Origin of the sequence: Streptomyces sp. BBFR25 (assembly GCF_044590125.1) — a bacterium.
Taxonomy (GTDB): domain Bacteria; phylum Actinomycetota; class Actinomycetes; order Streptomycetales; family Streptomycetaceae; genus Streptomyces; species Streptomyces canus_D.
Window position 1 is genome coordinate 5,322,916 of the sequence record NZ_CP172447.1, and the last position, 21,596, is coordinate 5,344,511.

At 68.0% G+C, this 21,596-nt stretch carries 17 protein-coding genes and 1 pseudogene; 15 read left to right on the top strand and 3 right to left on the bottom strand.

The genetic code is table 11. The features are described 5' to 3' along the window. Positions 1-14 precede the first annotated feature (14 nt). The 3 genes from ACGH52_RS24485 (at position 15) to ACGH52_RS24495 (ending at position 2,288) form a co-directional block, all read left to right on the top strand. On the top strand, positions 15-674 hold the full coding sequence (locus tag ACGH52_RS24485) for a hypothetical protein (RefSeq protein WP_193777391.1): 660 nt from the start codon (positions 15-17) through the stop codon (positions 672-674). Next, positions 662-1,687 (top strand): hypothetical protein, encoded by a 1,026-nt coding sequence (locus ACGH52_RS24490; protein ID WP_399942345.1) that lies wholly within the window; start codon positions 662-664, stop codon positions 1,685-1,687. The genes ACGH52_RS24485 and ACGH52_RS24490 overlap by 13 nt, the downstream gene beginning before the upstream one ends. Before the next feature lie 142 nt (positions 1,688-1,829). After that, positions 1,830-2,288 carry a hypothetical protein gene (locus tag ACGH52_RS24495; protein WP_399942348.1) on the top strand — a complete coding sequence of 153 codons (459 nt, stop codon included), beginning with the start codon at positions 1,830-1,832 and terminating at the stop codon, positions 2,286-2,288. A gap of 889 nt (positions 2,289-3,177) precedes the next feature. Here the strand turns inward: ACGH52_RS24495 and ACGH52_RS24500 are convergent. Beyond that, positions 3,178-4,104 carry an SUKH-3 domain-containing protein gene (locus ACGH52_RS24500; protein ID WP_399942351.1) on the bottom strand — a complete coding sequence of 309 codons (927 nt, stop codon included), beginning with the start codon at positions 4,102-4,104 and terminating at the stop codon, positions 3,178-3,180. After that, complete coding sequence (locus tag ACGH52_RS24505; protein WP_399942354.1) at positions 4,105-8,700, bottom strand: DUF6531 domain-containing protein; 4,596 nt, start codon at positions 8,698-8,700, stop codon at positions 4,105-4,107. Positions 8,701-9,007: 307 nt separating this feature from the next. On the opposite strand from ACGH52_RS24505, the gene ACGH52_RS24510 reads away from it, so the two are divergent. The 10 genes and pseudogenes from ACGH52_RS24510 (at position 9,008) to ACGH52_RS24555 (ending at position 16,760) form a co-directional block, all read left to right on the top strand. Then, on the top strand, positions 9,008-9,670 hold the full coding sequence (locus ACGH52_RS24510; RefSeq protein ID WP_399942357.1) for a hypothetical protein: 663 nt from the start codon (positions 9,008-9,010) through the stop codon (positions 9,668-9,670). 22 nt (positions 9,671-9,692) lie between these two features. After that, positions 9,693-9,938: pseudogene (locus ACGH52_RS24515) on the top strand (hypothetical protein); the annotation flags it as partial. A gap of 273 nt (positions 9,939-10,211) precedes the next feature. Then, complete coding sequence (locus ACGH52_RS24520) at positions 10,212-10,874, top strand: hypothetical protein (protein WP_399942360.1); 663 nt, start codon at positions 10,212-10,214, stop codon at positions 10,872-10,874. Next, positions 10,871-11,893, top strand: coding sequence for a hypothetical protein (locus ACGH52_RS24525; RefSeq protein WP_399942363.1), 1,023 nt, complete (start codon positions 10,871-10,873; stop codon positions 11,891-11,893). Before ACGH52_RS24520 ends, ACGH52_RS24525 begins: the two co-directional genes overlap by 4 nt. A 107-nt stretch (positions 11,894-12,000) precedes the next feature. Continuing rightward, positions 12,001-12,318 carry a hypothetical protein gene (locus tag ACGH52_RS24530; RefSeq protein WP_121700694.1) on the top strand — a complete coding sequence of 106 codons (318 nt, stop codon included), beginning with the start codon at positions 12,001-12,003 and terminating at the stop codon, positions 12,316-12,318. After that, the gene (locus ACGH52_RS24535) at positions 12,315-13,679 is read left to right on the top strand and encodes a hypothetical protein (RefSeq protein WP_399942366.1); all 1,365 of its coding nucleotides are present in this window, start codon (positions 12,315-12,317) and stop codon (positions 13,677-13,679) included. Before ACGH52_RS24530 ends, ACGH52_RS24535 begins: the two co-directional genes overlap by 4 nt. Positions 13,680-13,762: 83 nt before the next feature. Further along, entirely contained in the window at positions 13,763-14,356 is a 594-nt protein-coding gene (locus ACGH52_RS24540) for a hypothetical protein (protein WP_399942369.1), read from the top strand. A gap of 18 nt (positions 14,357-14,374) precedes the next feature. Beyond that, positions 14,375-15,037 carry a hypothetical protein gene (locus ACGH52_RS24545; RefSeq protein WP_399942372.1) on the top strand — a complete coding sequence of 221 codons (663 nt, stop codon included), beginning with the start codon at positions 14,375-14,377 and terminating at the stop codon, positions 15,035-15,037. Positions 15,038-15,078: 41 nt separating this feature from the next. After that, positions 15,079-15,954, top strand: a complete 876-nt coding sequence (locus ACGH52_RS24550; RefSeq protein ID WP_076976050.1) for an LLM class flavin-dependent oxidoreductase — start codon at positions 15,079-15,081, stop codon at positions 15,952-15,954. 2 nt (positions 15,955-15,956) lie between these two features. Continuing rightward, positions 15,957-16,760 (top strand): class I SAM-dependent methyltransferase, encoded by an 804-nt coding sequence (locus ACGH52_RS24555; RefSeq protein WP_399942375.1) that lies wholly within the window; start codon positions 15,957-15,959, stop codon positions 16,758-16,760. Positions 16,761-16,798: 38 nt separating this feature from the next. Here ACGH52_RS24555 and ACGH52_RS24560 read toward each other — a convergent pair whose 3' ends face one another. Beyond that, positions 16,799-18,022, bottom strand: a complete 1,224-nt coding sequence (locus ACGH52_RS24560; protein ID WP_399942378.1) for a winged helix DNA-binding domain-containing protein — start codon at positions 18,020-18,022, stop codon at positions 16,799-16,801. Between the two features lie 1,035 nt (positions 18,023-19,057). Between ACGH52_RS24560 and ACGH52_RS24565 the strand changes: the two genes are divergently transcribed. Together ACGH52_RS24565 and ACGH52_RS24570 are read left to right on the top strand one after the other, a co-directional pair. Further along, a complete protein-coding gene (locus ACGH52_RS24565) occupies positions 19,058-20,383 on the top strand; it encodes a PhoH family protein (protein ID WP_059300897.1) in 1,326 nt (441 codons plus the stop codon). A gap of 446 nt (positions 20,384-20,829) precedes the next feature. After that, positions 20,830-21,528, top strand: coding sequence for a transglycosylase SLT domain-containing protein (locus tag ACGH52_RS24570; RefSeq protein WP_238696693.1), 699 nt, complete (start codon positions 20,830-20,832; stop codon positions 21,526-21,528). Positions 21,529-21,596: the final 68 nt, after the last annotated feature.

A 21,596-nucleotide genomic window follows, 5' to 3' on the forward strand; every position in this document is an offset into this window, starting at 1 on the left:
CCCAGGAGCCGACAGTGAATCGCCGCCGCCCCACCCTCCTCGCAGCGCTCACGCTGACCGCCACAGCGGCGTTGACGCTGTCCGCGTGCGGCAGCGACGACAGCCCCGACAAGGGGGAGGACAAGATCGCGGGAGCGGACACGGGCGACAAGCCGTCCGTCTCGCCGAGCCCGAGTGAAACGTCCGAGCCCGGCCGGCCGGAGATCACCTTCCCTTCCGATGCGAAGAACGTTTTCGAGGGCGGCAAGACGGGCGATGCCAAGAAGGACGCCGTCCTCGCGGACAGCTCGCTGGCGGTCAACGCGGTCGATGAAGCCATCTTCAAGGGCGACACCGGTACGAAGGCGCTCGGCTACTACAACACGGAGAAGGCCTTGAGCTCGTCGATTACCTACGTACAGGGCTACATCGACGACAACGACACGTGGGTCGGTGTAACCCGATACTTCAATCGCAAGGTCACCTTCTCCGGCGAGGAGCAGGCGTACGTCACTTACTGCTCGGACGAGAGCAAGTCGTACATCAAGAACAAGAAGTCGGGGAAGGTCGACAGGTCGGCGGCGACAGCTGACAGTTACGTCCTCTACAACACCAAGCTCGCCAAGAACGCCGCTGGTGTCTGGCAAACCACCGACATCGTTTCGAACAGGGGGGCCAAGGCGTGCCAGCCGTAAGGAGCCTGGCCAGAACGGTGACCGTTCTGGCCTTTGTCTGCGTTCCTGTCCTTGCTGCACAGTCGGCTTTCGCCGAGCGTGGCAAGCACGGAAGCAATGGTCAGACGGAGCAGCGCGCCGACACTCGCGGTGACAACCTTTCGGTCACTGTGGGTGGCGTTGTCTTCGATCGCTCGAAGAACGGTAGAGGCGATTCGGTCGGTGCGGTGACGTCGTCCACGTCGTGGTCGCCGCCGGCGTGCTGGTATGCCCCGAAGTACACCCCTGAGCAGCTGCAGAAGTACCTGGAGCCGATCTGGGAGGCGGAGTCCACCGGATACGAGTGGGATGCCAAGCAGCGGGAGAAGTACAACGCGCTGGATGATAAGAAGGGCTTCAACAAGGACAAGACGGGCAAGGGCTATTGGTGGGGATCATATGTGAATGAGAGCTTCCCGCCGGGCTGGGACAAGTGCGACAAGGATTATTTCTGGGTGGACGAGGGCGACCCCCCGCCCGCGGACATCGAGAACGCCGTCACACCGGAAGTCCTCGCTGAGCTCGCCTACGCGGAGATCCGCGTCCCCGGTACGGAGGTGACGCTGGCGCCCGCGGGGGCGACGAAGGTGAATCTTCCGACGTGGGCGTGGCTGGACGGTGCCGAGTTCAAGCCGGTTTCGGTCACCGCTTCGGTGGAGGCTATCGGTATCGAGGCGACGGCCACGGCGGAGCCGGTCTCGTTGCGGATCGAGCCGGGCACCCCGGATGCCGAGATCTATCCGGCGTCGGGGGTCTGCGAGATCAAGGGCGGTCGCATTGGTGCGCCGTACGAGAAGGGCAGGGCGGACGAGGCGCCGCCGTGCGGGGTGAAGTACCTGCGGTCCTCGGGTGACGGGACGTTCCCGCTGCAGGCGACGGTCACGTGGGAGATTCACTGGACCGGCAGCGGCGGCGCGGGCGGAGACCTCCCGGACGGTACGTTCGGCGCCACCCAGGACGTCGTCGTCCAGGAGATCCAGGCCGTCAACCGCTGATGCGGTGACGACGCCGTCGCCGTATCACGTAGGCACTTGGATGGCCACGAGGCTTCGCTCTGGCGTTCCTCGGTTCCGGTGAATAGCGTTGCTTCGCTGAAGAGAAGCCTCGTCCCACGCAGGAGCCGTCCTTCCGTCGGACTTGAAGCTGACCTTCGAGTGCGCTGAGACCGCAGACCCGATGAAGGACGCCGCTATCGCCGGAACGGACCGTGAGGGCAAGGCGCTCGGCTTCTACAACACGGGCAAGGCCCTGGAGGCAGCGGTGTCGTGGGTCGGGCAGTTCGAAAGGGCCAATGCCACGGTGACCGGGCAGGTCCGCTACTTCGATCGCGAGGTGGAACTCAGGGACAAGACCTCAGCCGCCCTCACGTTCTGCGCGGACGAGAGCAAGGGCTTCAGCAAGGACAAGAAGACCGGCAAGGTCGCGAAGACGCCGGTCACGAAGAACAGCTACGTCCAGTACAACACCAGGCTCGACAAGAATGCCGATGCCGTCGCGGGTATCACGACGCCGGTCTCGAGACAGACAGCTTGGGCCGACAACGGGCGGTCGCTCCTGGGTGCAGACAGCTGGACGCTGGCCATGCTGTGGCTCTGACGGCGTCACGCTGGGGGACCCGCACGGCATCGGCCGACCGAGCCACGCACCACGGCGGTTCGCGGTCAGGGTGATTGATCCGGCGAGCGGCAGTAGAAGTTCGCCTTCCGTCAGCCGCCGCACCTGGAGGCGTATGTCGGCGACCAAGTCGATTGCCTGAACGGCGTCCGCATCGACGACGAGAGAGCGGGCTTGGTCGCTGCCCGGTGGGTGGCACGCTTGAGGTATGGGAGCCGACCGAGGACACCTGGCGCCGACGGCATTTTCCGCTCGTCCCCCGCCCGTGGCGTACTGACGGCAGCGGGCAGCGATCGCTGAGGGGCTTCGAGAACACCACGTGTGCGGGGGTGCAACTGTGGGACCCACAGAAGCCGACTGCGCACAGCCCGGTTCTCTACCGGTATGGGCCCGCATTCGGCAATCCGGGCCTTCGGCAGCGCGACGATCAACGCGGTCACCAGTATCACCTGCCCCAGGCGGTGAGACTCGGGTCGCCAGTGCCGGCAATGACGGCTGTGCTCATCTCGGCGCCGCTCGACGAGCACAGCCTGGTCGCCGGGCAGCGTCCCGGGCCGGTATCCCGCAGAGCGGCAGCGGAAACTTCGTGAGGGTGCGTACGGCCAACGGCGAGATCGTTGGTCTGTGATTCGCCAGTACTGTGCATGCCCTGGACCGTGGGTTGACAGAAGCCGTCCTGGTCCGCGAGGACCTTGGACATCTGCTCGACGCCGAGTATCGGGTGGTGCCGAACAGCCATGATGGTGAGGGTGGCGTCCCGAAGAGGCGAAGCGGAAGCCTCGGGACCAAGGACGCTTGCGCCTCACTGGCAGTGCTCCTTCGCTTCTCACCGGGATGGGCGGGACGGCCCTCATCCGCATGGACCTGTCGTTCAGAGCTGGGTGGTGAGACGGGCCAGAGCCTCTGCCGGGGTGGGGGCCAGTAGCCAGGCGTCGTCCATACCGGCGTACACGGCTCCGTCATCCGCCATGGCTAGGTACTGGTTACCCCGGTCGCGCATCCCGAGTGGGTAGAGGTCGACGCCTGCACGCTCGGCCAAGGCGTCGATGATCTCGGCGTCCCAGATCGCGAGCAGTGGGTCCAGGGAGAACTCCATCCACGGCGCCGAGCCACTCGGCTCGGCGTGGGGCACTCCGGGCACTCCCAATGCGCCGAACTCGGCCAGGAAGCGTCGGGCCGCCTCGTGCATCTCGAACTCGCCGGTCTGCATCAGTACCGCCTCCCAAGTCCCGGTGGGTACCGATCGGCCGGGGAACCAACCACCCGCACGCAGGACCCGGTCTTTGTCAGAGCCTCCCTCCAGACCGCGCAGTCGCTGCCAGAAGCCGTTCTCGTGCGTCGCTTCCGTCGGTGTCCACAGGTCGGACCGAGTACGCTGCGCCTGCACCAGGCCGTCCAATCCACCCAGCCGCTCGGCACCGTCCCTGATCAGGTACAGGGCCCCATCCTCGCTGAGACCCAGCAGGCTGGCCCCCTCGTCCGCCATGCCCACGGGACACAGGGGCACTCCCGTCTGCAGGCCCGCTCTCGCGAACCGTTCGTCCTGCCAGGCGGCCCGCAGGGGGTCAAAGCAGATGGCCGAGGAGGTGGTGACGGAGTCGGCAGGCCAGCCGTAGGTCGTCAGCCCCCCGAACTCGGCAAGGAACCCACGTGCCGCGTCGTGTGCCTCGTAGGGCCCACGCTCACGCAGGATTGCCTCCCAGGTCTCCGTGGGCACCGTGCGACCCGGTTGCCAGCCGGCCCGGCGCAGTACTTCCTCGGTCCCCGGTGACCATTCGCGGTTCCGGTCCTCACTCACTCACATCACCCACGTCACACCCAGTTGGTCAAGAACATGCTGACAGGAGGAGCAGGCCGCCTTCGGTGTGCCGTGGACGGGGTTGCCCGCCGCACGTACGTTCACCGCCGCCATCACACCGCCCCTGGGATCCACCCCGGCTCTCATGGCCTTCGACAGAGCCTCGGCCTCACCGCACTTCGAGTGAGCTCCACGGACCTCCTCCTTGATGTGGTCCGGAACCCGATCATAGGCAGCCTGCACATCGGGATGGAGATCATGGTTGCCTCCGCCTTTGATGCTGGCGCCGTCAAAGGGTTGTTGGTGCCCTGGTACCGACAATCCGGCCGCACTGGTCGGTCTGGTGTTCTTGTTTGCTCCCGGCGTCGCCTGTTCCGCGTCGGCCCGCTTGGCTGCAGCGGCGCGGGCCGCCTCCTCGCACGAGGGTGCGAGCCCGAAGGGATCGACAGCCGTGAAGGGGTTGGACACGTACGTGCGTGGGTTCGGCCCAGGAGAGAGGCCCAGTGGGTCCAGGGAGGCGTATTGACCGGTCTCCGGGTCGTAGTGTCGCTGGTAGTTGTAGTGGAGAGCCGTCTCCGGGTCCGCGTACTGCCCCGGGAAGCGTAGCGGGCAGTACGCGTCATCCTGGCCAGCAGCAGGCAGAGGGGCGCCCCACACCGTGGTTCGGGCTTGCCACGCCACGACCCCTGGCTCGGTGACGAGCTCTGTCGGTGTCCCGACCAGGTCCGTGACGATGGAGTAGAACTGGTCGTCGACCCATTCCTGGGGCGCGTCCGGCGAGGCCACCCGTTCGGTCTGTGTGAGCGGGCTGAAGCGATCCCGCTCCCACTCCCACACCGTGCACCTGGGCGTCTCACCGACAACACGGGTCATCTGCTCGGCCAGGACGAATCCGTCCCAGATGAACGTGGTTTCCTCCACCACGGTTGTCCCGTCCGGTCCGAGTCGCCGTTTGGCGATCCGACGTCCGAACGGGTCGTAGGTGTACGTCCACGTCGTGCCGTCCGGGGTGGTAACTCCGACCAGCCGGTCCTGGCTGTCCCAGGTGTAGCGCCATGCGTCGGGTTTCCGGGACAGTCGCTTCTTGCGCCGCACCGTGACGCGGCCCTGGTCGTCGTACTCGTAGGTGATCTCTCCTGCGCGACGCACCGGCAAATGTCCGTCTTTCGGTGCACGACCAATGGACGTCGCGGAATGCAACTCGCCCTCGGTGACGTTGCCCGCCGCGTCGTACACGTACCGCTCGGACCAGGTGGACGCTTGCACCCCGGCGACCCGTCCCTGGCGGTCGACGTCGATGACGCGGTCGCCCCGCAAGAGGTCGTTGATCGAGGCGACCGTGCCGTTCGGTCGGTAGTTGTAGATGCGGTGCTGGAGAAGTTGCGGTGCGCCCTCGCGGTTTGGCCCGGAGTCCGGGTCGGTCGCGGTCAGGGTCTGTGTGCCGAGCCGACCGGCTGTGTCCCACGTCTGGGTGAGAGCCACACCACCCATGCGCCGTTCGGTCTCGCGTCCCGCCTGGTCGTAGGCGAAAGTCAGCGTCCTGCCAGCCGTTCGCAGCAGCACGGGGCGATCGTGTCCGTTGTACTCCCAGACGCTTTCCGCCGCGGACGGCGTCACACGGCCGATGCGCCTGCCCAGGATGTCGTAGGTCGATCGGACAGTGGCCCCGTTGCAGGTCTCGGCGAGGATACGGCCGCGAGCGTCACGTTCGTAGGCCAACTTCACACCAGGACCGGTCACTTGCCGGACTTGGCCGAGGGGGTCGTACGCGTAGCGGGTGACGCCCTCGGGGGTACGTTGCTCCGTGATCCTCCCGAAGTCGTCGCGAACGTACTCGATACTCTCGTTCGCACCGTTGGTCTGGCCGACGAGGCGGCCGACCGCGTCGAAGCGGTAACTCTGTACGCGTCCGGAGAAGTCCCGCTCCTGGACCATACGACCGGCCGTGTCGTAGACGTACTCCCAGGCGGCGCCTCGCTGGTTGGTCACCGAGGTAACGCGCAATTGGCCGTCGTAGGCGAACCGGAGGCGTGAGCCATCGGGGTCGGTGCGTGACACGAGCAGATCGAAGCCACCGTACTCGAAGCGAGTCACTCGACCTTCTGGGTCCGTGTACTCGACGAGGTTGCCCTCGGGGTCGTACCGCCGCCGCTCACTGGTGCCGTCCGGCAGATCGAGCCCGAGCCGACGACCTTCCGGACTCCAGCTGAGCCGGGTGACCTGTCCTTCGGGGCTCGTGTGCGCGACGATTCTGCCGAAAACGTCTCGCGCGTAGCGGGTGACTCCACCTTCGGCGTCTGTGGCCGCTAGGGGGAGGCCTGCCGCGTCGGGCTCCAACAAGGCGGTGCGTCCGAGTGCGTCGGTGACGGCGATGAGTGCGCCGTCGTCCCGGTACCGGTACTCGACTCGGGCTCCAGAGGGGTCGGTCTCGGCGGTCAGGTTGCCGCGACTGTCGTACTCCGTGTGCCATGCGTGGCCATCGGCCTGGACAACCGTGACGGGCAGTCCCCACGCGTTGTTCTCAGCCGTCTCCCGCAGGCCGTCGGGCCGGACGATGCAAGTGGGGGCACCCAGGGTGTCGTAGGAGTAGCGGGTTGTCCGGCCCCTTGCGTCGGTACGACTGAGTAGGCGGTCGTACCGGTCCCAGGTAGAGCGGGTGGTGTGACCGAGCGGGTCGGTGACGGCGACGAGCTGATACAGCTCGTTCCACTGGTAGGTCGTGGTGTTGCCGAGAGCGTCCGTGTAATGCGTCTCGCGACCATCGGCGTCGTACGCAATGCTGCAGCGCAGCAGGCCGTCGTCGCCCTCTCCGGCGATGCAGCGGTCCTGATCGTCGTAGCTGAAGCGGTACCCGTAGCCGTTGCGGTCAGTCCAAGAGGTGATGCGCCTGCGGTCGTCGTACTCGAATCGCAGCGGCAGACCACTGGAGTCGCGGACGGCTACGAGGTCGCCGTCCGGGCTGTAGTCGAACCCTCTGACGATGGTGCCGAGAGTGTCCCCGGCACCATCGCGCAGGCGCAGGGCGGTGACACGTCCGTCCTCTGTATCAACGTGGACGTACCGGCCACCAGTGTCGCGGACCGCAATCGGAGTTCCGTCGGCTTCGCGGTCGATGTCGACGCGATAGCCGTTGCGGTCTGTCAGAGCTACGAGGAGGAGAGTGAACGCCTCGTCGCCCGGGGTTGGCTGCCGTGGCGGTGCGAAGTGTCGGGTGCTCCCGGTGAGCGGGTCGGTGATGTGGAGCGGTGTTCCGGGTACGCCGTCCCAGTCGAGGGGGAAGCGTGGCCCCTCTGCCGGCATAACGGATGTCCCCTGGGACGGGACCGGGTACAGAAGGATCATGCCGTCTTCGGCGGCGAAGGTGACGCCCTCGTCGTCCAGAACGAGGCGTTCGTCGAGCGTGGAAGCCCAGGACGGCCCGAAGGACCGCCCCGAGCGGTAGGTCGACAGGTGGGTACGTCTCAGAGTCAGGGGTAGCAGGCCCGGGAGTTCGACATCGGTCTCGGTCAAGTACATCTCGCCGGACACCATGTCGACAGGATCACCGTTCAGGCAGCGGCCTTTGCCCGGCTTACTCGCTGCCAGGGCGTCGTCTGCCTCCCTGCGCAGGCCCTTCTTGCCCAGGCCCTTTGCCATGGCCTTGAGGCCGCCCTTGCCCAGTGCCTTCGCGCCCTTGGCGAGTCCGCCGAGGGTGGTGAGGCCCTTCATGCCGGGTATGCAGTCCAGGGCCGCCAATCCCACGTCCCACAGGGACGCCTGCCCCTTACTGTATTTGTAGAGGGTGTCGGCGAGGACAACGAGGGCGGCCACGAGGACGATCGCGCCCAGGATCGGGCCGCCGATGATCATCGCGATGATGCCGACGACGGCGACGACGACCTTGCAGACGGCGACGATGGTGTCCCAGTTGTCGGAGAACCAGTCGCCGACGTCCTCCCACCAGGACCGGTTCTGGATGCCGGCGTCGGAGGCCTCGTCGATCTTGTTCTTGGCCTCCCGTGCCGCGTCGTCACGGATCTTGCGCGCGTCCTCGGCCATCTTCTTCGCCGCGTCCAGGGCGCTCTGCGCCGAGTCCACGGCCGACTGCGCGTTGGCGTGCGCGGTCTTGGCGTGCTGAACGTCACGGGTGGCGGCCCGGACCTTCGCCTCGTCCGGCTTGTCCGCGTCCGACTTGCTGCCCGTCGGGTCGTCCTTGTACTTGTCCGCCTCCTTCGACGCCCGCGTCACCCACGAGTCCGCCGAGGACAGCTTCGACTGCGCCGAGGTCAGGTCCTGGCGGGCCTCCCGCGCCTTGACCAGCGCCCTGTCCGCCAGTGCCTGCGCCCGCTCCAGCTTCGGCCAGAAGTCCGCGAGCGCGTCGCCGCACATCCCGTACGACTTCTCCAGCTTCTTCAAGTTTTTGGGAACGCCGGAGAACTCCTCCTTGAAGACGGTCGCCGACTTCCCCGCCCACTCGGCCAGGGTGGACTCCCCCGCCATCCCCTTCACCAGACGCAACGCCTCGGACACGTCGTCGGCGAAATCGTGCAACGTCTTCGCGAGCGTCCGCACCCGCTGCGGATCCCCCGGGGTCGGGTCCTTGTCCAGGTCCAGCACATGCCAGTCACTCGGCCTGTGGCCCACCATCCCCGCTACCCCCGTCAACTCACGCGTCGCACCAGTAACCACCCGTACGCACACGTGAACTTACAAGGCGTGGCAGTTAGAAGAATAGATGCGTCCTCGGCCTTGTGCCGGGTGATGGCAGGACGCCGTATGGGCGTGTGTCGTCGGCTTGCGGGATGGAACTGCTGTTCAGCCCCTCTGGGGGCGCACTGGGACAGGTCTCACTCTGGTGTGCCTCGGCTTCGGTGGATAGCGTTGCGTTGCTGAAGAGAAGCCTCGTCTCACCCAGGAGCCGACAGTGAATCGCCGCCGCCTTACCCTCCTCGCAGCGGCCGCGCTGACCGCTACAACGGCGTTCACGCTGTCCGCGTGCGGCAGCGACGACAGTTCCGACAAGGGGGAGGACAAGCTCGCCGGTGCGGACACCGGCAGCTCCACCCCCTCGGTCTCACCGACTGCGTCCAAGTCGTCGGGCCTCGGCCGACCGAAGATCGAACTGCCCGATGATCTCTCGTACACCTTCGAGTGGCCCAAGACGGGTGACAAGGACAAGGATGCGGTCCTTTCCGACAGTGAGCAGTCCGTCAAAGCCGTCGACTTGGCAATCGTCAACCAGGACGCACTCGACAGGGCCTACCTCTACTACTACGAGGGTGAGGCTGCCGTCGGCACCCAGAAGTTCATCCAGAACTACGTGGATCAAAAGGCGGCAGTCACGGGAAGTTACCGCTTCTACGCCCCCGAAGTGGTAGTCGACAAAGACGGCACGGCTTCCTTCACGTACTGTGAAGATCAAGGCAAGGCGTACGTGAAGTACCTCAAGGCCAAGAAGGTCAGGAAAACTGAGGTGACTGAAAAGAGCTACGTCATTTACCACACGTCGCTGAAGAAGAACGGCGAAGGTGTCTGGGAGATCCAGAGCATCGCGTCGCAGAGTGGTAGCGCCAAGTGCCAGCCCTGACTCATGGGTCGAATACGCTGCCGGTCGCGATGGGATCAAGGGCGGTCGCATTGGTGCGCCGTACGAGAAGGGCAGGGCGGACGAGGCGCCGCCGTGCGGGGTGAAGTACCTGCGGTCCTCGGGTGACGGGACGTTCCCGCTGCAGGCGACGGTCACGTGGGAGATCCACTGGACCGGCAGCGGCGGCGCGGGCGGAGACCTCCCGGACGGTACGTTCGGCGCCACCCAGGACGTCGTCGTCCAGGAGATCCAGGCCGTCAACCGCTGATCCACCAGTTGTCAGTGGTGGCAGTCGGAGAGTGCACCACCCACGGCCCCGCCCTGCACCACTAGGGTGCCCGCCCGTCCCGTCAGCGCCGCAGTCCCAATTCGGTGTTCTCCTCGAACCGTCGTCGAGCTGAAGATGCCCAGTGTCCGCGGTGCAGGGGAGTGTCCCGCGACTCGCGAAGTGTGGCCACGTAGGTTCGCTCTGGTGTCGTCCGGCCCCGGTGGATAGCGTTGCTTCGCTGAAGAGAAGCCTCGTCCCACCCAGGAGCCGACAGTGAATCGCCGCCGCCCCACCCTCCTCGCAGCGCTCACGCTGACCGCCACAGCGGCGTTGACGCTGTCCGCGTGCGGCAGCGACGACGACAGTCCTGCCAAAGGCAGCGACAAGATCGCGGGCGCTGACACGAGTGGCGATCCGTCGACGTCACCGAGCGAGACGGCTCCCGCCCAGCCGGAGCGTCCGGAGATCGCGTTGCCGACCGACGTGACATACAAGTTCGAGTGGGGCAAAACCGGTGATGCGGTAAAGGACGCAGTGCTGCACGATGCCGAACAGCGCATCAGGGCCGTGGACATGGCCATCGCGGAGCAGGACCCGCTGCACAAGGCGTACCGCTTCTATTCCGAAGGCGAGGCGGCCGCCGGGAGCGAGAAGTACATTCGGGACTTTGTGGATCACAAGGCTCGTACGACGGGTGTGACTCGCTACTACAAAGAGAGCGTGACCGCCAAGGAGGACGGTACCGCCGCACTCGTGTACTGCGAGGACCAGAGTAAGGCGTTCAACAAGTTCCTCGAGTCGGGGAAGACTGATGTCACGTCGGTGACGAAGGACAGTTACGTCCTCTATGCGAGCACGCTGCGCAAGAACAGCAAGGGCGTCTGGGTGACGGAGCGACTGGTTTCGGAACGGGGGAGCGCGAAGTGCCAGCCATGAAGCGCCGCAAGGTACTGATACTGCCTGTAGGGCTCGCCGCCCTGCTTCTTTCTGCTGTTGGCCCTGCCCACGCGCAGAAGGGGTTCGGTGGCGGAACGGACGGACAGACGGAGCAGAGCGCCAACACCGACGGCAAGGGGAACGTCTCGGTGACCGTGGGTGGCGTTGTGTTCGACCGTTCGAAGAATGGGAGTGGTGATTCGGTCGGTGCGGTGACGTCGTCCACGTCGTGGTCGCCGCCGGCGTGCTGGTATGCCCCGAAGTACACCCCGGAGCAGCTGCAGAAGTACCTGGAGCCGATCTGGGAGGCCGAGTCCACGGGGTACGAGTGGGATGCCAAGCAGCGGGAGAAGTACAACGCGCTGGACGAGAAGAAGGGCTTCAACAAGGACAAGACGGGCAAGGGCTATTGGTGGGGATCATATGTGAACGAGAGTTACCCGCCGGGCTGGGACAAGTGTGATACCGAGTATTTCTGGGTGGACCAGGGTGATCCGCCGCCCGCGGACAAGGAGAACGCCGTCACTCCGGAAGTCCTCGCCGAGCTCGCCTACGCGGAGATCCGCGTCCCCGGTACGGAGGTGACGCTGGCGCCCGCGGGGGCGACCAAGGTGAATCTTCCGACGTGGGCGTGGCTGGACGGTGCCGAGTTCAAGCCGGTTTCGGTCACCGCTTCGGTGGAGGCTATCGGTATCGAGGCGACGGCCACGGCGGAGCCGGTCTCGTTGCGGATCGAGCCGGGCACCCCGGATGCCGAGATCTATCCGGCGTCGGGGGTCTGCGAGATCAAGGGCGGTCGCATTGGTGCGCCGTACGAGAAGGGCAGGGCGGACGAGGCGCCGCCGTGCGGGGTGAAGTACCTGCGGTCCTCGGGTGACGGGACGTTCCCGCTGCAGGCGACGGTCACGTGGGAGATCCACTGGACCGGCAGCGGCGGCGCGGGCGGAGACCTCCCGGACGGTACGTTCGGCGCCACCCAGGACGTCGTCGTCCAGGAGATCCAGGCCGTCAACCGCTGAACGGACTCGCCAGTCCTCAGGGCGGCGGCAGTCGCCGGGGCGTCACGGAAACCGGATGGCGTCGTTCCTCTCATCGGTGCGGTGGATCGGTGAGAGGGGACGGGCGGGTGGCGGAGCGGCTTGCCGTGGACGGGGACGAGCTCGGGCGGTTCATGAAGTCGCTCAAGGAGTCGTCGACTTCGCTCCGGGGCGTTCGGAAGGCGCTGTCGGACGCGACGATCGCCGGACTGGGCACGGATGAGCTCGACTCGGCGTGCGAGGCCTTCCAGGAGGACTGGAAGTACGGCTCCGAGGAGATCGGCAAACAGACCGAGGACCTTGCCGAGATCATCGGCAAGAGCAAGGACAGTTACCTCGAGGTCGACAAGGCGCTCGAGGCGGCGGTGCGGAAGTCGCGCGAGGCCAAGGGTGGCGGCGGGAAGTGACCGTCACGGCCGGCCACGACCCGTACGGTGCCGCGCTCGACCCCCGGTCCCGGGCGGACCTGGGCAAGCCGCAAGGGCTCAAGTCCGCTCCGCCCATCCCCAACCCGGCGTATCCGCACCTCGGCTTCAATCCGGTGCCGGGGGACACGGAGACCGTGCGGGGGCTGGAGAAGAAGCTCAGCGGCTGCGCGAAGGTGCTCCAGGAGGCGTACGACCTCGTCACCAAGCTCCTGGACGGCAGCTGCTGGGAAGGTGACGCGGCGGTCGCCTTTCGCGAGCAGTTGGACGGCGGGCCGTTGCCGCTGAACCTGAAGAACGCGGCGCACTCGATCCGCAAGGCGGCCAGGCAGCTGGACCGCTGGGAGGGCGAGCTCGACGACTTCCAGCGGCGGGCCAGGAAGCTGGAGGACGACGCGAGGGACGCGGCGGCGGCGGTCGACCGTGCACAGGGGCGCGCGGACTCGGCGGGTCACGACCCCGGCCTGAAGAGGGAGGGGGCCGATGGCGACGCCGCGCAGAAGGCACTCACGCGCGCGAACGGTGACCTCGACGATGCCCGGGCCGAGCTGAAGAAGATCATCGGCAGGGCGAAGAGGCTGGCCGAGGAGCATGAGGAGAAGGCCGGGTACCGGGCGCGGAAGATCCGCGACGCCACGAAGAAGCTGGTGCCGCATGAGCCGGGGTGGTTCGACGAGGCACTCGACTGGCTGGGCGACAACCTCCCGGACATCCTCAGTTTCGTGGCGGGGGTGATCGGGGTCGTGGCGCTTCTGCTCGCGGGGCCGTTGGGCTGGGGAATCGCGACGGTGGCTGCCTTGATGCTCACGGCTTCAGGGCTGAGCACGGTGGCGCTCGGCCTGCGGCTTGCGGACCCGGAAGTGCGGGCGTCTTTGTGGGACGGGTTGACGAAGGGGGAGCTCGACGCCGACTTCTGGAGCAACGCTGTCTCCGTGGGAGCGGACGCCGTAGGCGCGCTACCAGGTATCGCGGCAGTGGCCAAGGGTTCCTTCGAAGCCACGCGAGCAGTTCGCAGGGGCGGGCAAGTGCTGGATTTCTGGCAGCGGGCCGGCGCCTACGGTTCCAAGGTTGTCGACGAGGCCGGAGCCATCACGAACCTGGAGAACTCCATGGTCGCACGAGCGGTGCGCGGCTTCAGCGACCCCGGCAGAGCCGCCAATGCCGTTGCCGGTACTTCGGGCGCAGTCGGCGTAGGTACGGGAGGGTTCGGCTTGTACAACAAGGCGGTGGACGCAGAGGACGACGGAATCAAGGACGGTGCTGTCGCCGGTGTCGACGGCTCGCGTCTTCTTCTTGATGGTGGAGGCCTTGCGGATATTGCACGATACGTCTTCTGTCATTGAGTAGGAGGGAAGGAATCGTGGATCCTGCCGTCTGTGCGACTGCTTGGGATCACCCACCCACCCGTCGCGCTTGGCTCAGTCACATGGCGATGAACGTCCTCGGCTTCTTCGGTTGGGTAAGTGGCTGGGTCTTGTTGCTCGGAATCTCGGTGTACTCGGCCGACTGGCTCGTGTGGGTGTTTCTTCCGTACTTCGTTTACGGGCCCTACCGTGCCCTGACACAACTGCGATATTTCCCGGCAGCGCTGTCGATGCTCCGCATCTTGCGTACCCATGCTTGGCAGCTCCTGCGAGATGTTCCGTACGGGCTGACGGATCGTCCGGAGGTATCCAGTAGGCACTATGGCTGGTTTGAGTTCCCTGACCCAGATCGTCCGGGCCAGTGGCTGCCCATGGTTTTTACTCAGCATCTGCGCTTGGAATGGTGGTGTCGACGCATGGCTCCTCGTGCCAAGCCACATCTGAAGGCTCAGATCGAGGAAATCTGGTTCGCGGGCGATGTCCGCTTCGCAGGAGTCATCGCCGCACCCGGACGGAGAAGGAGGGCCCCTCGGCGCATGCACGTCATGGAACAGCGCGCCGATCTTCCGGACGATGCGTGCCTCAACGGCCGAGCCGCCGGGCCCGACGACATTGCGCGTGGGCGTCGGGCGGCTGGTCCTTCCATTCGGTCCTGATCCAGAGAGGAAGGACCCATGACCACTCCTCGGATCCTCGTGCATGAATCCGTCACAGACGCACAGGCGGAATTGTGGTTCGCCGAGCCCGTTGGGTTCATGCCGATGCCGCTCAACTCCCTACTGGCCGAGCCCGGCTCCTCGGACGCCGAAGCGATGCGCGAGGCTGTCGCCCCGTTACTCGAAGCCGCGCCGAGTGAATTGGCGCGTCAGCGGTTCATCGCGCAGGTCGCGCTGGGGCAGCGGATGCTCGGGGCGCTGTGCGGTTACGGCACGGTCCACTGCTCGGTCGGTCTGCACCGCGACGACATCGATCCCACGGGTGGACACGTGCTCTCCCTCTTCACCATCTCCTGGCGCGACACGAACGTCGCTCCCCGCGGCGTAACCGCGGCCCGTACCGCCACGTCGGCCGCGGGACATACGCACATCGCCTTTGAGGAGCTTCCCTGCGGCCCCGCAGTCCTCAGCGAGACCACATTGCGCTACACCGCCGAAACCGGGCTCCCCAGCCTCCCCCTCCTCCAGATCCACGCCCACCTCCCCCACCCCGACTGCAAGCGGCTGGCCGTGTTCACGGTCAGTGCTGTCGCGGTCTCGCGGCGGGAGGAGTATCGGGCGTTGCTGAGGGGGATCGTGGAGACCGTTCGTTTCGAGGACCCGTTGCGGGTGGCGGCGTAATGGTGTTGAGCAGGGGCCTCGGCCGACGGTAGGAAGGCGTCATGACTGGACTCGGTGCCGTATTCCGCCCACAGCTGGCCCCCGAGCGGCTGCGTGCCGTGGCTCGCGTCGCCGACGAGGTGGGGCTCGAGGAGCTGTGGCTGTGGGAGGACTGCTTCCGGGAGGGCGGGATCTCCACGGCCGCCGCCGCCCTCGCGTGGACCGAGCGGGTGCGGGTCGGGGTGGGGCTGCTGCCCGTCCCGCTGCGGAACGTGGCCCTCACCGCGATGGAGGCCGCCACGCTGCACCGGATGTTCCCCGGCCGTGCCGTCCTCGGCGTGGGGCACGGGGTGCAGGACTGGATGGGGCAGGTCGGGGCGCGGGCCGAGTCGCCGCTGACGCTGCTGCGGGAGTATCTCGTGGCGCTGCGGGCACTGCTGGGCGGCGAGCGGGTGACGACGGAGGGGCGCTACGTCCGACTGGACGACGTCGCGCTCGACTGGCCGCCGGAGCAGGCCGTCGAGGTGCTCGCCGGTGCCACCGGGCCCCGTTCGCTGCGGCTGGCCGGTGAGGCCGCCGACGGGACCGTGCTCACCGCGAACACCCCGCCGGACGGCGTGCGCCGCGCCCGGCGCCTCATCGACGAAGGGCGGGCGGCGGCCGGGCGGACGGACGCGCACAAGGTCGTCGTGTATCTCCTCGCCGCCACCGGCCCCGGCGCCCGGGAACGGCTGCGGACCGAGCTGGTCGCCGAAGGTGTCGGGGACGTCCCGGACCTCGGGGCCGCCGGGGACGCGCAGGCCGTCGCCGACGCCGTGCGGCGGCTGGCCGAGGCCGGGGCCGACACCGTGATCCTCCAGCCGACCGGCGACGAGCCCGATCCGGAGGGGTTCGTACGATTCGCCGCCGAGCGGGTCCGGCCCTTGGTGGGGGCGTGATCATGTCCGCTCACCGTTCCGACCGCCGTGACTTCGACGACCTCGTGGCCGAGGGCGCCGCCGTACCCACCGAAGGGTGGGACTTCTCCTGGTTCGAGGGGCGGGCCACCGAGGCCCGGCCGTCCTGGGGATACGCGCGGTCCATGGCGCAGCGGCTGACCGGGGCCACCGCCGTACTGGACGTGCAGACCGGGGGAGGGGAGGTGCTGGACTTCGCCCTCGAAACCGCCGGCCCGCAGCGCGCCCCGCTCGTCGTCGCCACCGAGGGCTGGCAGCCCAACGTCGTCGAGGCCACCCGGCTGCTGCGCCCGCGCGGTGTCCCGGTGGTCGCCTCGGCGGACGACGCGCCCCTGCCCTTCGCGGACGGCGCCTTCGACCTGGTCGTCAGCCGGCATCCGGTCCAGCCGCACTGGGACGAACTCGCCCGCGTGCTCGCGCCGGGCGGCACGTACTTCGCCCAGCACGTCGGTCCCGCCAGCGTCTTCGAACTCATCGAGTACTTCCTCGGACCGCTGCCGGAGGCGAGCCACCGGGACCGGCATCCCGAGCGTGAGCGTGCCGACGCGGAGGCTGCCGGGCTGGAGGTCGTGGAGGTGCGGGCGGAGCGGCTGCGGATGGAGTTCTTCGACATCGGCGCCGTGGTCCACTTCCTGCGCAAGGTGGTGTGGATGGTCCCCGGGTTCACCGTCGACGCGTACCGGGACCGGCTGCGCGACCTGCACGAGCGCATCGAGGACGAGGGGCCCTTCGTCGCCCACAGCTCCCGTCATCTCTTCGACCTGCGCAAGCCGCAGGCCAAGCCCTGACACCCCCTGACATGCCGTGACCTGACCTGCCCGCGTCCTCACGCGTGCGCCCCCACCGTCACCTCCCCGATCACCAGCTCCGCCTCCGCCTCCGCCCCCAGCACGGCCCCAACCCGTGCCACGCGGTCCGCCAGCTCGCGTTCCTGCCGTGCCGTCAGGGACACCAGCGGCTCGACCGTGACCGTCGTACGGCGGCCCCGGCGGCGCTGGTGCCAGACGCCCGCCACGACCCCGTCCACCAGCAGCACGGGGAAGTTGCCCGCCTGCCCGCCCGCCAGCGCCCGCCGGTACGCGGCCCCCGGGAAGAGCAGCTCCCGCGGCTGGGCGGCGACGACGTACGCGTCGAAGTACGGCAGCAGCCGCACCCCGCGGGTCGGTTCGTCCCGCGCCGCGGCGTCCGGGAAGCCGGTGTCACCGGCCACCACCCACGCCGGCGCGCCCTCGAAAGGGACCTCCTCGATCTCGCCCGCGGCGGCGAGTTCGGCGTAGCGGGCCTTCGCCCAGCCGGGCGGTGCGGCCAGCCAGCGCGCGAAGTGCTGCGGGGTCGCGGGACCGTACGCGTACAGGTATCGGCGTACGAGGAGCCGCGTCGCCTCCTCGGGCGGCAACGGGGCGAAGTGGGGCGGGCGGGTGTACGTCACCCTGCGGCCGCGGTTCGGGCCGAAGGACAGGGCGCCGCACTGCCCGGCCCGGTGCAGGACCTGGCGCCAGCGGGGCCACATGGTCTGGAAGGCCGGCATCACCAGGTCGCCCGCCCACGGGCCGGTGCGGGCGACGACCTCCTCGCCGAGTTCGTCGACGGTCAGGAAGGCGCCGTCGAGCGCGTCGGCGATCGCCTCCACGACCTGACGGGCCTGCTCCTCGGTGAGGCGTACGTCGGCGGCGGGGGCGGCCGTGCCGTCCGGGACCGCGGGCAGCGCGGCGCACCACATCGGCAGGTCGCGGGCGGGGAGCAGGTGCACCGTCCCGCGCGGGCCGTGCGTCTTCACCAGCGAGGGCGAGGGCGAGGGCGAGGACGGCGGGGGAGGAGCGGTGGGCGAAACCGTCGGCCACAAGGCCTCGCGTACGTCCGCGCGGGTCACGCCGTCGGCCCGCAGGCCGACCGACAGCTCGGCCGCCGACAGTACCTGGGCGTGGACACCGAGCATCGCGTCGGCCACGTCGGCCACGGGGGTGCCCGTTCGGGCGGACATGGCCAGGAACTGCCGTTCGAAGCGCCGCGCGCTCGCCGCGGCCCAAGTGATCCCCGTCGTCCTCGTCATGAGGTGACGTTAGGGGAGGGGTAGGACGGAACTTGTCCGCTATCCCCGAGGGGGGTGTTTCGGCCGTCCGGAGGAGATTCGGCCGTCCGGGGGAGAGGGGGAAGGGAGGAGAGAGGGATCTTTCGGGGCGTAAGTGGCGCACCTTCGCAAATATCCGCGCGCCCGGAGGGAGGGTACGGAATCACCCGTCGATCCTCACAGGGTTTCCACATCGTTATTCACCGTTGTCCTTCTCGGGTCGAACTCGGCCCTTCTGATCGCGTAAGTTCGAGTCCAGGTAATTCGCGTGAGCAAAGTCACGCGCGTGGCACCGCGCAGTGGAGGGGGCTGCGCGGTGCCGGAGCAAGGGCCGGCCGCGCGACGGTCGGGCGCCCGGCCGAGCCCCGGGTCAAGCCCGGGTGCGCCGGTGGCGTCACCCGGACGGGCGAAGCGGAATTCCGCGCCGCGGCACTCGCCGTCGGCCCGGCCGGGCCACTCCGGTCGCACGTGTACCGGCTGCCACCTGGAGACACAGGGTGATTTGGCCACCGTTCGGGGCGGAATAGGGGCTTCCGTGGTCATCCTGGCGTCGCCGGGTGACTTCGGAGAGTAGTTGTGGCACGCCGATGCACGCAGCATCACTTACGAAGGGTTATGGTGGAAACCCCCCCTCGGGCCGGTCCGTCTCCCCCCCCACGGACCGGCCCGTTTTTTTGTGCCCTCCCGGGCGTCCCCGCGAGTGGTGCGCCCGTAACGAGGAGTTCACCGGTGCGCCGTCCTGTGTCGTGGCATGGCGGCGCTCGTTCGAGGGCATAAGCCAAGCAGGTCGACGCCCGAACCACGGGTGTCGTATCTCAGCGGACGGCACGGAGCCGTCCGCCCGGGAGGCCCTTTGCACCAGCCCCACCGTGCGGTCACGGCACGGAAGACGCGGCGGAGGGCCGGTCCACGGCCCGCGCCAGTGCAGGGCGGCCCTCGACCGGCCGGATCACGGCCCTCCCGGCCCAGCGTCCACTCCGTCGCTCCCCGACCTCTTCCGAGGGGGTACGTCCTTCCGTGGTGACCAGCACAAAGCGCCACAAGCCCGACAGGCGCACCTACGTTCTCGACACCAGCGTCCTGCTGGCCGACCCGAACGCCCTGAACCGCTTCGACGAGCACGAGGTCGTGCTCCCCATCGTCGTGGTGACGGAATTGGAGGCCAAACGGCACCATCCCGAACTCGGGTACTTCGCCCGGCAGGCCCTGCGCCTGCTCGACGAGTTCCGGGTGCGGCACGGTCGCCTCGACGCCCCCATCCCGATCGGGGACCTCGGCGGCACCGTCCGTGTCGAGCTCAACCACTCGGACCCCAGCGTGCTGCCCACCGGCTACCGCCTGGGGGACAACGACTCCCGCATCCTCGCGGTCGCCCGCAACCTGCAGGCGGAGGGATTCGACGTCACCGTCGTCTCGAAGGACCTCCCGCTCAGGATCAAGGCGTCCTCCGTCGGCCTCCTCGCCGAGGAGTACCGCGCCGAGCTGGCCATCACGGACGCCTCCGGCTGGACCGGGATGTCCGAGCTCACCCTGCCGGGCGAGCAGGTGGACGTGCTCTTCGAGGAAGGCCGGGTCTACGTCCCCGAGGCCGCCGACCTGCCCGTGCACACAGGGCTGACCATCCAGTCGGAGCGCGGCAAGGCGCTCGGGCGGGTCACGCCCGACGGGAACGTCCGGCTGGTGCGCGGCGACCGGGAGGCGTTCGGCATCAAGGGCCGCAGCGCCGAGCAGCGGATCGCGCTCGACCTGCTCCTCGACCCGGACATCGGGATCGTGTCGATGGGCGGCCGGGCCGGCACCGGCAAGTCGGCGCTCGCGCTGTGCGCCGGACTGGAGGCCGTGCTCGAACGCCGGCAGCACCAGAAGGTGATGGTCTTCCGTCCGCTGTACGCGGTGGGCGGGCAGGAGCTCGGCTACCTGCCCGGCTCCGAGGCCGAGAAGATGAGCCCCTGGGCGCAGGCGGTCTTCGACACGCTGTCGGCCGTCACCAGCCGGGAGGTCATCGAGGAGGTGACCGCGCGCGGGATGCTGGAGGTGCTGCCGCTCACCCACATCCGGGGACGTTCGCTGCACGACGCGTTCGTCATCGTCGACGAGGCCCAGTCGCTGGAGCGCAACGTCCTGCTGACCGTGCTGTCCCGGGTCGGGGCCAACTCACGGGTCGTCCTCACCCACGACGTGGCACAGCGGGACAACCTGCGGGTGGGCCGGTACGACGGGGTCGTCGCCGTCGTCGAGAAGCTGAAGGGGCATCCGCTCTTCGCGCACGTCACCCTGACGCGCTCCGAGAGGTCCCAGATCGCGGCGCTCGTGACCGAAATGCTGGAGGACGGTCACATCTGACGCTTCCGTGAAGTCCGACCCGTGAAGGGTCGATTGCCCGTAGGAGAGACGGTTACCTGTCAGTTCGGCGCCGTCCGGAAAGGCCCAGAGCCTAGCCGGGCGGCGCCTCGGTGTGTGCGGATTTCCGAGAATCCCGTGGGCCAAACGGGATGTGAGCTTTCACACGCAACACAGAATTGCCTCACCCGCCGGGTTACGGCAGAGTCTCATTCCTGTCAGGCCCCGCATACGACACAGCTGTACCCCCAGCGGTATGGCGCCCCAGAAGCACCAGAGCCAACTCCATAGCAGCGTCGTATGCCGCCCGAGCACCACGCGGCGCTCCCGTCGAGGGAGTTGTCCACCGGGCCCGTGCCTCCCGTGACCCGTAGTTGGGGAGGCCAGCGCCAGGGGCACGATTGCGTCCGCGAGGGTCACCGAAGCGGGCGATGCTGGAAGGAAACCGTGTGAGCCGGATCTCGGTCCGGGGATTCGCAGTGGCCTCGGCCACGGCGGTCACCGCCGTCGGAAGCGTCGTCGGAGTTGCCTCGGGCAGCGTCGCGCAGAGCAACGACGACGCGGAGGCGACGGCAGCAGGCACGACCCTGCTTGCCGACATCCCCATGGGTGAGCAGGCGCAGGTGCAGACCGCGTCCCTGACGCAGCAGGCCGACGTGCAGGCCATCGCGGCGGACGCGAGCGCCAAGAAGGGCGCCGAGGAGGCGGCCCGCAAGGCAGCCGCCAAGACCGCCGTGGCCAAGCAGGAGAAGGCCAAGAAGGCGGCCCAAGCGGCGAAGCAGCGCGAGGCGGCGCAGGAAGCGGCCAGCCGCGACGCCAAGCGGGAGTCCACCAGCTTCGCCGTCCAGAGCTCCTACAGCACCGGCCAGATCCAGGCGATGGCCCGTCAGATGGTGCCCAGCGGCCAGTTCCAGTGCTTCAGCAACATCGTGAACCACGAGTCCAGCTGGAACTACCAGGCCGTCAACCCCTCCTCCGGCGCCTACGGCCTCTTCCAGGCCCTCCCCGCGGGCAAGTACGCCTCCGCGGGCGCCGACTGGCGGACCAACCCGGCCACCCAGATCAAGTGGGGCCTCAGCTACATGGACAACCGCTACGGCAGCCCGTGCGAGGCCTGGACCTTCTGGCAGGCCAACCACTGGTACTGAGCCCGCCGTCCGCCCGTCGCCCCCGACGGCGCGGCCCCGCTCAACCTCGCGCAGCCCCTCACCGTCCT